Raw genomic sequence first — 11,650 nt, 5'->3', positions numbered from 1 at the left:
AGGCGCGATGCCGCGGTTGTCGATCAGCTGGCGATGTAGCGCTGCAGCTGGTCCAGTTCGACTTGCTGGTCCTCGATCACCGCCTTGACCAGGTCCCCGATCGACACCACGCCTAGCACCTCTCCGCCCACCACCACCGGCAGGTGGCGGATGCGTCGGTGGGTGACCACCTGCATGCACTGGTCGACGGTGTCGTCCAGCCCGACGGTGACTACGTCGGGCGTCATGATGTCGCGCACGGCGGTGTCGGAAGAGGACCGGCCCTGCAACACGATCTTCCGCGCGTAGTCGCGTTCGGACAGGATCCCGACCAGTCGCGCGTCCTCGATCACCAGGACCGCGCCGATGCACTTTTCGGCCATCAAACGCACCGCGTCGATCACCGGTACGTCCGGACCGATCGCAAAAACCTCAGGCGCTTTCGCTTCGAGCAGGTGCCGCACGTTGCGCATGGCCGTCTCCTTCGACGAGGTGGACCTGCCCGGAGGATACCCCGGAGGCCGGACGCCACGTGTCAATGAGGTACAGCGGGCGCTGCTTGGACTCGTCGTACAGCCGCCCCAGGTACTCGCCGATCAGCCCCAGCGCGATCAGCTGCACGCCGCCGAGGAACAGGATCACCGCCATCATCGTCGGCCAACCCTGCACCGGGTCGCCGAACGCGAGCGCCTTGACCACCACCCATACGCCATAGCCGAACGCGACCATCGCCGTCAGCAGGCCGAGGTAGGTCGCCAGCCGCAACGGCGCGGTGGAGAAGCTGGTGATCGCCTCCAGCGCAAGGTTCCACAGGCGCCAGTAACTGAACTTGCTGGTGCCGGCGACGCGTGGCTCACGGTGGTAGGGGACCGCCACGCGATTGAAGCCGACCCAGCCGAACAGCCCCTTCATGAAACGGTGGCGCTCGCGCAGCCGACCCAGCGCCGCCAGCGCGCGCGGCGAAAGCAGCCGGAAGTCGCCGGTGTCGGCCGGGATCGGCGTCTTCGACAGCCGACCAATCACCCGGTAGAACGCGTGCGCCGAGCCGCGCTTGAGCCAGCCCTCGCCCTCGCGCTCGATCCGGGTGCCGAACACGTCGTCGTAGCCGCAACGCCACTGCTCGACGAAACGCGGAATCAGTTCCGGCGGATCCTGCCCGTCGGCGTCGAGGATCAGCGCCGCGCCCTGGTCGACGTGGTCCAGCCCGGCGGTCAGCGCCAGCTCCTTGCCGAAATTGCGCGAAAGGCGCAGCAACGCGATACGGCGGTCACCCGCCGCCAGCGCCTGCAGCACCGACCAGGTCGCATCGGTGCTGCCGTCGTCGACGTACACCACGCGGCAGTCCAGCCCGTGCGTGGCGGCGACGTCGTCGAGCACCGCGGCCAGGCGCGGTTGCAGCACCGGCAGGCTCTCGGCCTCGTTGAAGGCGGCGACGACGACGGTCAGGCGGTTGTCGGTGGCGTGGGTATCTGCGCTCATCGGCCGCATGTTAGCCCGCGACCCATGCGTTGTCGGTCATCGCCGTGCGCCGCAAGTCCCGTTACTCCAGCCCGTCGAGATAACCCGTGCCGCCGATCTGGCGCATCTGTCGCTGGATCGCCCGCGTGCGGCGCTGCACGTACGGGCCCGGGCGCGCCGCGCTGTAGCGTTTCGGACTGGGCAGCACCGCCGCCAGCCGGGCCGCCTCGGCCGGCCCAAGCTCGAACGCATCCTTCCCGAAGTAGGTGCGGGCGGCGGCCTGGGCCCCGTAGACGCCATCGCCGAACTCGGCGACGTTGACGTACACCTCGAGGATCCGCGCCTTCGGCCAAAGTGTTTCGATCAACACCGTGTACCAGGCTTCGATGCCCTTGCGCACCCAGCCGCCGCCGCTCCACAGGAACAGGTTCTTGGACACCTGCTGGCTGATCGTGCTGGCGCCGCGCAGCCGGCCGCCGCGGGCGTTGTTGCGACGCGCCTTCTCGATCGCCTCCAGGTCGAAGCCGTGGTGCTCGGCGAAACGCTGGTCCTCGGAGGCGATCACCGCCACCGGCAGGTGCGATGACACCTGGTCGCGGTCCCGCCAGTCGTATGCGATGCGGAACCCGCCATCACCCTGGCCCCACGCCTGCAGCACGCGGGCGGCCATGAACGCCGAGAACGGCGGGTCGATGAAGCGCAGCGTGGCCACTTGCAGCGTGCTCACCAGCAGGAACATCAGTGGCAGTGCGAGCAGCCAGCGCAACCAGCGGCGTCGCCGGCGGGTACCCGGGGTCTTCGTCATCGCTTGCACCGGTTGACCTCAGCCCCCATCTCGCGCATCCACCCATCACTGGTCTGCACGCATTATCCGCGATGCGCCGACACAGGAACCGCCACCGATGAACCTTTCCGATCCCGCCACCCCCAACGGCGACCAGCGCGCCCCCGACGGCGGCCAGCTCGATCGCTTCCTGATCCAGCAGGCTGGCGTCCGAGGCGTGTACGTCCGCCTCGGCGACGCCTGGCGCAAGATCCGCGACCGCATGTCGGACGTGGACGCGCAGGCACCGGCGGCCATCGAGATGCTGGGCGAGGCGGTCGCGGCGTCGGCGCTGTTCACCGGCCACGCAAAGGTAGAAGGTCGGCTGTCGGTGCAGTTGCGCAGCCAGGGAACGTTGCGCACCGTGTTCGCCGAGTGCACCTCGCGCGGCACAGTACGCGGCATCGTCCAGTTGGCCGAAGAGGCGGGTCCCGTCTCGCGCGACCTGCGGGCGCTCGGCGACGGCGCCATGCTCGCCATTACCATCGAGAACCCCGCCCGCGGCGATCGGGAGCCGGTGCGCTACCAGGGCCTGGTGGCGCTGGAATCGCCGTCGCTGTCGGAAGCGTTCGAGGACTATTTTCGTCAATCCGAGCAGCTCCCTACCCGTCTCCTGCTGGCCGTCGACGACCAGACGGCGGTCGGCCTGATGGTCCAGAAGCTGCCCGGCGACGCTGGCGACGATGACGGCTGGACACGCGTCGGCGCCCTGTTCGACACCCTCGGCGTTGCCGAGCTGCTGGAGGCCACCGGCGAGACGGTGGTCCTCCGACTGTTCCACGAGGACGGAGTGGAGATGCTCGGCGGCAAGCCGCTTTCGTTCGGCTGCTCCTGCTCGCGCGAGCGGGTCGAGTCCATGCTGGTATCGCTCGGCGAGTACGAAGCCCTCGCGGCGGCGGCCGATGGGGAAGCCAAGGTCCGTTGCGAGTTCTGTGGGGAGCAGTACATCTTCACCGAGGCCGAGGTACGAACGCTGCTCCAGGCCCACACATCGGACCTGGAGGCACCGGAGCGGTCCCAGTGAGCGTCTTCACACGACGTTGATTGTTAAAGATTCATAAACACCCTAAGATCGAATTTCGTGGCATGGGGAACTACACCGGGGCTTCCCGGTCGTATCGACATCAATGGACCTGCGTCTGCTCCGACTGCCGTTAACCCTGTTCCTCGCCCTTGGCGTGGCGGCGGGCGCGTACGCGCAGAACGGCAAGGCACCGGCCCATGGGGACTCCACCGTCCTGCCGGTATGGAACAACGCCAGCGGCAAGCTCGAGGCGGTACTGCTGCTCGAGCCGACCGGCAACTCGACCACCAGTGCCCGCTGGCGGGTCGGCCGGACCACGCTTGATGCGGCGTTCGGCCTTGAAGCCGGCGACACGCTCGGGTTGGTATGCGACCGCAAGACCGGCCTGGCCAGCGCCATCGGCAACCTCGCCAACCACTGCCTGCTCGCCGCACTGGAGCAGGACGGAAAGCGTGCCAACGGCAGCAAGCAGTCCAGCGTCGGTGCCGGCATCAGCCGCGCCGGCACCCGGCTCGCGCTGGCGGTCGGCAAGGGCCGCGACAGCATGCCGGCCTGGCTGAGCCCCAACGGCCAGACCAGCCAGCTCGACCAGAACACCTTGACCGTCTATGGCCAGCAGAACATCGGGAACGAAGCCACGGTGTCGATCGGCGGCACCTGGGCGCGCGCGCGGCTGATTCCGGCTGGCGACGTCCCGGCACTCGCCGACCGCTGGAGCAGCCGCTCCATCACCGTCGGCGCGGGTATCGGCGACTTCGGCGCGAACATCGTCGGACGCGTGGTCGATACTCCGAATGATCCGGGTCAGTGGGAAGGCCTGGGCGTCGGCCTGACGTGGCGCACTCCGTGGAGCGGCCAGCTCACGGTTGGCGCCGAAAACGTCGTGACGCGTGGCAAGAACCCGTTCTCGCGCAGCAGTTCGGACCAGGACGAGGGCACGATCCCCTACGTCCGATACGAGCAGGACCTCTGAGTCCCGCCGGCACGCGGCACTGACCGCCGGCCGGCCGCTTACCAGCTTCTCATTCCATTCCTATCCCGCCCCCGGTTCCGCCGCGGGCGCGCCTTGCCGTGGGCGTCTCAGGCGTCTGCAGCCCACCGGCTCCACCAATTTTTTTGACTGGATCGCGGGCGGATCACGTGATTGCGGGACCTGACCACCCGTTCATGAATTACAAGCCATTGAATTAATTACGAAAGATGGCGGATCGAAGTGGCTTGAATCAATTTATTAACGACACTTTAATTTTTGGACGGGGAGGGATACCATCGGCCGACCTTGCCGGATTTGGCGTCTTTCTTGACTTCACCGGCGGGGTTCCCATGGGAATTACCAAGACACACTTGGAGAGAGAGATGACCCTTAAGACCACCAAGCTCCGCAACGCGATCTCGTTCGCGCTTGTCGCGGGCACCGCCGTCACCGGCACTGCGTTCGCGCAGGACGCCGCGCCGGCCGAGCAGGCAGCCACCACGCTCGACCGCATCGAAGTCACCGGTTCGCGCATCCGTTCGGTCGATGCCGAAACCTCGCAGCCCGTGCTGGTCCTCAACCGCGAAGATATCGAGAAGCAGGGCGTGACCTCGGTCGCCGAAGTGCTGAACCGCATCTCGTCGGCGGGCCCGTCGATCAACCGCACCTTCAACAACGGCGGCGACGGCTCCTCGACCATCTCGCTGCGCAACCTCGGCGCCTCGCGCACCCTGGTTCTGGTCGATGGCCGCCGCTGGGTCTCCGGCCTCGACGGCTCGGTTGACCTGAACACCATCCCGTCGGCTGTCGTCGAGCGCATCGAAGTCCTGAAGGACGGCGCCTCGGCCATCTACGGTTCCGACGCGATCGCCGGCGTGGTCAACATCATCACCCGCGACAACTACGACGGCGCCGAAGCCAGCGCGCACGTCGGCCAGTACAGCGAAGGCGACGGCGAGCGCACCTCGGTCGCCGCCACCATCGGTGCCAACACCGATCGCAGCAACCTCGTGATCAGCCTGTCGCGCGTCGAGGAAGGCGAAGTCATGGCCCGTGACCGCGAGCAGTCCGCGGTGCCGGTGTTCGGCCGCCAGGACCGCAGCGGCTTCTCCGCCAACGGCAAGATCTGGAACAACGCGCCGATCGACGAGGACAATCCGACCGGCTTCGGCGATCTCACCGTCGTTCCGCCGGGCAGCACCGGTGTCGGCCCGGACGGCCAGCAGCGTTACGGCCTGGACCAGTTCGTGCCTTACACGACGGGCGCCCATGGCTACAACTATGCCGCCGACAACTACCTGCTGACGCCGCAGACCCGTACCGCCCTGTACCTCAAGGGCCGTTTCGACGTCACCGACACCATCAGCTTCGTCGCCGATGCGCTGTACAACGAGCGTCGTTCCGAACAGCAGCTGGCTGGTTTCCCGCTCAGCGGCGGCACCGACCTGGGCAACCCGGCGGACACCGCGCTGAGCGGCGACAGCTACTTCAACCCGTACAACACCATCTATGGCGGCGACGGGCGTGACGTGCAGTGGAGCCACCGCCTCACCGAGCAGGCGCGTGTCTACCAGCAGAACGTCAAGACCTTCCACACCTACGTGGGCTTCAACGGCAGCTTCCAGTTCGCCGAGCGCTACTTCGACTGGGATGTCGGCTACAACTTCAACAAGTCCGACCAGGAAGACGCGCAGATTGGCGACGCCAACATGCTCAACGTCGCCGCTGGCGTGGGCCCGTCGTTCCTGGACCCGACCTCCGGCCGCGTCGTCTGCGGCACGCCGGACAACCCGGCCACCCCGGACGTCAACGAGCTCAACATCATCGATGGCTGCGTGCCGTTCAACCCGCTGGCTCCGGCCGGTGGCGTGACGCAGGAAATGCTCGACTTCATCCTGTTCACCGCGCAGGACGCCTACCAGAACCGCAGCGAGAGCTTCACCGCCAACCTCAGCGGCGAGATCATGGAGCTGCCGGGCGGCATGATGGGCTTCGCGGCCGGCGTCGAGTCCCGTAAGGAAAGCGGCTTTGACCGCCCGGACGCGTTCGTTGCGGCCGGCTACAGCTCGGGCAACGGCCGTCAGCCGACTGCGGGCTCCTACGACCTCGACGAAATCTACGCCGAGTTGTTGATCCCGGTGCTGGCCGACGTGCCGGGTGCCCAGCTGCTGGAGTTCAGCCTGGCCTCGCGCTATTCGGACTACAGCAACTTCGGCGACACGCTCAACAGCAAGTTCGGGTTCAAGTGGAAGCCGATCGAAGACCTGATGGTCCGCGGCAACTGGGCTGAGGGCTTCCGCGCTCCGCCGATCCAGACCCTGTTCCGCGGCCTGGCCGACAGCTACGAGAGCTTCGGTGACATCTGCTCGGCCGATTACCCCGGCCGTAACGCCACCATCGCTGCCGCCTGTGCGGCCGACGGTGTGCCTGCGGACTTCATCCAGCGCACCAACGCTGGCGACGGATACTTCGGCCAGACGATCTACCCGTTCTCGTTCGGTGGCAACCCGAACGCAGGCCCCGAGACCTCCACCAGCAAGACGCTGGGCCTGGTCTACAGCCCGTCCTACGTGCAAGGCCTGAACGTCACCCTCGACTGGTGGAATGTCGAGATCGAAGGCGCGCTGTCGACCCCGTCGGTGGCAACGATCCTGGACCAGTGCTACATGCAGGGCAACGAGCAGGCCTGCTCGCTGTTCACGCGTCGCGCTGACAACCACCAGATCGATTACATGCTGCTTGCTCCGGCCAACCTCGCCGTCATCGACGTCGAAGGTTATGACCTGGGCGTGGACTACCGCTTCCCCGAGACGGCTTACGGCCAGTTCACCGCCAGCCTCAACGCGTCGTACACCGCCAAGTACGACTCGCAGAGCACGCCGGAAGCCGAGCCGGAAAGCGTCGTAGGCCAGTACTTCGACCGCGATCCGAACTGGAGGCTCCGTGCCAACAGCTCGCTTGACTGGTCGATGGGCGACTTCGGCGTCACCTGGATCACCCGCTACTACTCGCGGCTGGTCGAGGACTGCGGCTTCGGCGACCTGTGCAGCGATCCGGACCGCCGCATCGACACGGGCCCGGCCCCGCGCAATACGCTGGGTGCGACCACCTACCACGACGTGCAGGCCCGCTACGAGCTGCCGTGGAACGGTACCGTCAAGCTCGGCATGAACAACGTCTTCAAGAAGCGTGCCCCGACTTCGTACAGCACCTTCGCGAACTCGTTCGATCCGCAGTACGACATCCCGGACTCCAGCTACATCTACATGGAGTACGTGCAGCGCTTCTGATCGAGGTTGATCAGGAATAGTTGCGGGGCGGCTCCGGTAACGGAGCCGCCCTTTTTCATTAAGGGACGCCACACCGCCACGCCGCCACACCGGATCGAATTCCAATGAGCGATGCCGCCACCCCAGAAGTCTTGCGTGCCGCCGCGCGATCCGCGGCGATGGCTGCCGATCGGCCCAGCGCGACGTCTGCCTACCGGAAACTCCTGCAGCGGCTGCCGGATGACACCGAGGCGCTCAATTACCTGGCGGTCGCCTCACTCGCCAGCGGGGACCCTGTCGGGGCGCGGCTGCTGCTCGAGCAGGCAATGCTCGCGTCGCCGGCGGATGCCACCACCAGGAAAAACCTCGGCTTGGCGCTGCTTCACGAGAAGCGCGCGGACGAAGCCGAAGCCGTCCTACGGCCAGCGCTGGTCGAGTATCCGGACTTTCACGCTGCCCGGCTCTACCTCGGGACCGCGCTGGAGCAGCAGGGACGTCGCCGCGATGCAGTCGCGGCCTACCTGCAGGCACTGACCGGTGCCCAAGCGGGCGGCGAATGGGTCGACTCCGGCACCACTCCCGCGGCTCTCGCGCCGGCGGTGAAGCACGCGCTCCATTTCGTCCGTGACCACTATCCCGCGGTCCTCCAGGCCCTGGTGGATCCGCTGGAGCACCGCCACGGCACGCAGGCGATGGCGCGGTTGCGCCGGTGCCTGGCCGGCTACCTCGGCGACCGCTCCGTCGCACCTGCAAGCCCGGACCAGCGCCCCACCTTCCTCTTCTTCCCCGACCTGCCCTCGCCGCCGATCTTCGACGGCAACCTGTTTCCGTGGCACGCGGAGCTGGAGGCACGGACACCATTCCTCAAGACTGAACTGCTGCGCATCCTCGCCGAGGACGCGGGGCTGGTGCCGTTTCTTGGCGAACCGCCTCCGGGAATGAAGTCGGAGTACCTGGCCGGCAACGCCGGGCGACCGCAGTGGGACGGGTTCTTCTTCCACCGCCATGGGCGTCGCAACGACGCGAACTGCAGGCGTGCACCGGATACCGCCGCTGCCCTGGACGCCGCACCAATCGTCCGTATCCCCGGCCATGCCCCCGAAGCGTTGTTCTCGGTGCTCGGGGCCGGCTCGCACATCCTGCCGCACACCGGCGTGACCAACACCCGCGTCGTCACCCACCTGCCGCTGCTGGTGCCCGGGGACTGCACGCTGCGCGTCGCCAAACAACGGCACGACTGGCAGGAAGGTCATTGCGTGACGTTCGATGACACCTTCGAGCACGAGGCATGGAACAACAGCCACCGGACACGCGTGGTGCTGCTGTTCGACGTCTGGAACCCGTACCTCACCGACGTGGAGTGCGCCGGCATCACCGAACTGGTCCGCACGATCGGCGACCTCAAGGGCGACCAGCTCTGAGCCCGCCCCACAAATCGACAAGGCCCGTTGCCGGGCCTTGTCGGGTACTGCCGCGTGCGGGGCGGAGTCAGCCCAGTGCGGCCGCGATCCGCTGCTGCTCGTCCTTCAGTGCCGGCGGCATGCGCGCCCCGTAGGTGTCGAGGTACTCGCCGATGCTGTCGAACTCGGCCCTCCAGCCGTCGCGCTCGAAGCCGAACAGCTTCTCGCGGGCCTCATCGCCCAGTTCGACCCCGTCGAGGTTGAGGTCACCGGCGGTGGGCAGGTGGCCGATCGGGGTCTCTACCGCGCCCGCCTCGCCCTTGACCCGTCCGATCATCCACTCGAGCACGCGCAGGTTGTCGCCGAAGCCCGGCCACAGGAACGAACCGTCATCGCCCTTGCGGAACCAGTTGACGTGGAAGATCTTCGGCAGGTTGTTCCTGCCGTCGTCGAACGACAGCCAGTGGTTGAAGTAGTCGGCGAAGTTGTAGCCGCAGAACGGCTTCATCGCCATCGGGTCGCGGCGCATCACGCCGACAGCACCGGTCGCGGCGGCGGTGGTCTCCGAACCCATCGCCGCGCCGACCAGCACACCGTGGGTCCAGTCGCGCGCTTCGAACACCAGCGGCACCAGCGAGGCACGGCGGCCGCCGAAGACGATCGCGCTGATCGGGACGCCTTCGGGGTTCTCGGCCTCGGGCGAGTAGCTCGGGCAGCGCCGCGCCGACACGGTGAACCGCGAGTTGGGGTGCGCGGCCGGGCGCTTGGCGGCGTCGTACGGCTCGCCACGCCAGTCGGTGACCGGCTCGCCCTCGCCCAGGCCTTCCCACCACGGCTGGTTGTCGGCGGTCACGCCGACGTTGGTGAAGATGGTCTCGGCCTGGATCGAGGCAAGCGCGTTGGGATTGGATTTCTTCGACGTGCCCGGTGCGACGCCGAAGAAGCCGGCTTCAGGATTGATCGCGTACAGGCGGCCGTCCTTGCCCGGACGCATCCAGCAGATATCGTCGCCGACCGTGGTGATCTTCCAGCCGTCGCGCACGTAGCCTTCCGGCGGGATCAGCATCGCCAGGTTGGTCTTACCGCAGGCCGATGGGAACGCCGCGGCGATGTGGTGGGTCTCGCCCTGCGGGTTGGTGATGCCCAGGATCAGCATGTGCTCGGCCAGCCAGCCTTCCGATCGCGCCTGATAGGAGGCGATGCGCAGCGCGTGGCACTTCTTGCCCAGCAGCGCGTTGCCGCCGTAGCCCGAGCCGTACGACTTGATCGTCAGCTCCTCGGGGAAGTGCATGATGAAACGGCGGTCAGGGTCGAGCTCTCCAGTGGAGTGCAAACCCTTGACGAAGCTCCCCTCGCGCTCGATCCGCGCCAGCGCCGGCGCGCCCATGCGCGTCATGATCCGCATGTTGGCGACCACGTACGGGCTGTCGGTGATCTCCACGCCGCAACGCGACAACGGGGAGTCGATCGGTCCCATGCAGTACGGGATCACGTACATCGTGCGCCCTTCCATGCAACCGTCGAACAGCGCGTCGATCTTCGCGTGCGCCTCGGCCGGCGCCAGCCAGTGGTTGTTCGGGCCGGCGTCGTCGCGCTCGCTGGTGCACACGAAGGTCAGGTGCTCGACGCGTGCCACGTCGTCGGGGTTGGAACGGTGCAACCAGCTGCCCGGATGGGTCTGCTCGTTCAGCCGGATCAGGGTGCCGTCGGCTTCCATCCGGCGCACCAGTTCCGCGTTCTCGGCGTCGCTGCCGTCGCACCAGTGGACCTGGTCCGGACGGGTCAGCGCGGCGACCTCGGCGACCCAGGCGTTCAGCGCCTGGAGCTTGCTGCCGGCAGTCGCGGCGACGGGAACAGCTTCGGAAATGGCATTCACGGCATTGGCCTCCAGCCGGTGGGTTTCGGAAATCGTTGGTGCGCGACCGCCGGGGTCGTTCACTGGGAAGGAATCAGCGTCACCATCACGTGCTCGACGTACGCCTCGAACTCGTCGTGCTGCAGACGCGCCTGATGCAGTTGCAGGTTGAGCTGCAGGAAGCCGATGTACGCGGCATAGGCCAGGCGGGCGCGGTGCTGCGCATCGGTGCGGCCCAGACCGGCCTGTCGGAACGAGGCGGTCAGGTATTCCATGCGACGGTCGGACACGCGGCCGATCACCGGCTGCACGGCGGGATGGTCCAGCGCCTTGAGCAGCTCGGAATAGATGACGTGGGACTTGTATTCGTGCGCGACCAGGTTGAACAGCGCGCGCAGGCGCTGGCTGGGGTCGGCGATCGCTTCGAGCTGGCCGAACACTTCTTCCTGTTCGACTTTCTCCCAGCGCTCCAGCGCGGCCACGAGCAGGGCATCGCGCGACGGGAAGTGCCAGTAGAAGCTGCCCTTCGTTACGCCAAGGCGGCGCGCGAGGGGTTCGACCGCCACGGCGGCCACGCCCTGTTCGGCGATGAGGTCGAGTGCCGCCTGGCCCCAGTCGTCCGCGCTGAGGCGGCCACTGCGTTCCGGACGGGGCGATGCGGTCGTGGGCATGGTCGTCATCAGGGGGGCGATTGTAGCAACCGTACGCCACCGACGGGGAACGTATTGACCCCTGCGACGGCATACCGATGCGCTGGGTCGTCGGGTTGACGCGGCCCCGCGATATTACCATACTCGTCCGTATGTTGGACGGCGCCATCGCCGCGCCGTCCACCGACTGCCGATTACCCTGTCACCGTCGTCGCACCC

General features: G+C 67.1%; 9 protein-coding genes. 4 read left to right on the top strand and 5 right to left on the bottom strand.

Features of this window, described 5'->3' with window-relative positions:
• Nucleotides 1–23: 23 nt before the first annotated feature.
• The 3 genes from KOD61_RS03730 to mtgA form a co-directional block, all read right to left on the bottom strand.
• Nucleotides 24–452 (bottom strand): CBS domain-containing protein, encoded by a 429-nt coding sequence (locus KOD61_RS03730; protein ID WP_215219716.1) that lies wholly within the window; start codon nucleotides 450–452, stop codon nucleotides 24–26.
• Nucleotides 412–1,458, bottom strand: a complete 1,047-nt coding sequence (locus KOD61_RS03725) for a glycosyltransferase family 2 protein (protein WP_251370647.1) — start codon at nucleotides 1,456–1,458, stop codon at nucleotides 412–414. Before KOD61_RS03725 ends, KOD61_RS03730 begins: the two co-directional genes overlap by 41 nt.
• Before the next feature lie 61 nt (nucleotides 1,459–1,519).
• Nucleotides 1,520–2,242, bottom strand: a complete 723-nt coding sequence (gene mtgA / locus KOD61_RS03720) for a monofunctional biosynthetic peptidoglycan transglycosylase (RefSeq protein ID WP_215219714.1) — start codon at nucleotides 2,240–2,242, stop codon at nucleotides 1,520–1,522.
• 97 nt (nucleotides 2,243–2,339) lie between these two features.
• Here mtgA and hslO point away from each other — a divergent pair, with 97 nt between their 5' ends.
• The 4 genes from hslO (at nucleotide 2,340) to KOD61_RS03700 (ending at nucleotide 8,947) form a co-directional block, all read left to right on the top strand.
• Entirely contained in the window at nucleotides 2,340–3,284 is a 945-nt protein-coding gene (gene hslO / locus KOD61_RS03715; protein WP_215219713.1) for an Hsp33 family molecular chaperone HslO, read from the top strand.
• A 103-nt stretch (nucleotides 3,285–3,387) separates the two neighbouring features.
• A complete protein-coding gene (locus KOD61_RS03710; RefSeq protein ID WP_407074563.1) occupies nucleotides 3,388–4,257 on the top strand; it encodes an XOO1806 family protein in 870 nt (289 codons plus the stop codon).
• Between the two features lie 383 nt (nucleotides 4,258–4,640).
• Complete coding sequence (locus tag KOD61_RS03705) at nucleotides 4,641–7,547, top strand: TonB-dependent receptor plug domain-containing protein (protein WP_215219712.1); 2,907 nt, start codon at nucleotides 4,641–4,643, stop codon at nucleotides 7,545–7,547.
• A 104-nt stretch (nucleotides 7,548–7,651) separates the two neighbouring features.
• Entirely contained in the window at nucleotides 7,652–8,947 is a 1,296-nt protein-coding gene (locus tag KOD61_RS03700; RefSeq protein ID WP_215219711.1) for an aspartyl/asparaginyl beta-hydroxylase domain-containing protein, read from the top strand.
• 67 nt (nucleotides 8,948–9,014) lie between these two features.
• On the opposite strand, the gene KOD61_RS03695 is transcribed toward KOD61_RS03700, so the two are convergent.
• Complete coding sequence (locus KOD61_RS03695) at nucleotides 9,015–10,802, bottom strand: phosphoenolpyruvate carboxykinase (GTP) (RefSeq protein WP_251370646.1); 1,788 nt, start codon at nucleotides 10,800–10,802, stop codon at nucleotides 9,015–9,017.
• 59 nt (nucleotides 10,803–10,861) lie between these two features.
• Complete coding sequence (locus tag KOD61_RS03690) at nucleotides 10,862–11,452, bottom strand: TetR/AcrR family transcriptional regulator (RefSeq protein ID WP_407074562.1); 591 nt, start codon at nucleotides 11,450–11,452, stop codon at nucleotides 10,862–10,864.
• Nucleotides 11,453–11,650 lie beyond the last annotated feature (198 nt).

The organism is Lysobacter luteus (assembly GCF_907164845.1).
Taxonomy (GTDB): domain Bacteria; phylum Pseudomonadota; class Gammaproteobacteria; order Xanthomonadales; family Xanthomonadaceae; genus Novilysobacter; species Novilysobacter luteus.
The sequence above is the reverse complement of the archived record's forward strand: the minus strand, read 5'-3'. Positions and strand labels throughout refer to the sequence as shown.

Coding starts and splice junctions, on each gene's coding strand:
- KOD61_RS03705 (WP_215219712.1), top strand. CDS start 4,641: ATGACCCTTAAGACCACCAAGCTCCGCAACGCGATCTCGTTCGCGCTT.
- hslO (WP_215219713.1), top strand. CDS start 2,340: ATGAACCTTTCCGATCCCGCCACCCCCAACGGCGACCAGCGCGCCCCC.
- KOD61_RS03710 (WP_407074563.1), top strand. CDS start 3,388: ATGGACCTGCGTCTGCTCCGACTGCCGTTAACCCTGTTCCTCGCCCTT.
- KOD61_RS03690 (WP_407074562.1), bottom strand. CDS start 11,452: ATGCCCACGACCGCATCGCCCCGTCCGGAACGCAGTGGCCGCCTCAGC.
- KOD61_RS03700 (WP_215219711.1), top strand. CDS start 7,652: ATGAGCGATGCCGCCACCCCAGAAGTCTTGCGTGCCGCCGCGCGATCC.
- mtgA (WP_215219714.1), bottom strand. CDS start 2,242: ATGACGAAGACCCCGGGTACCCGCCGGCGACGCCGCTGGTTGCGCTGG.
- KOD61_RS03725 (WP_251370647.1), bottom strand. CDS start 1,458: ATGAGCGCAGATACCCACGCCACCGACAACCGCCTGACCGTCGTCGTC.
- KOD61_RS03730 (WP_215219716.1), bottom strand. CDS start 452: ATGCGCAACGTGCGGCACCTGCTCGAAGCGAAAGCGCCTGAGGTTTTT.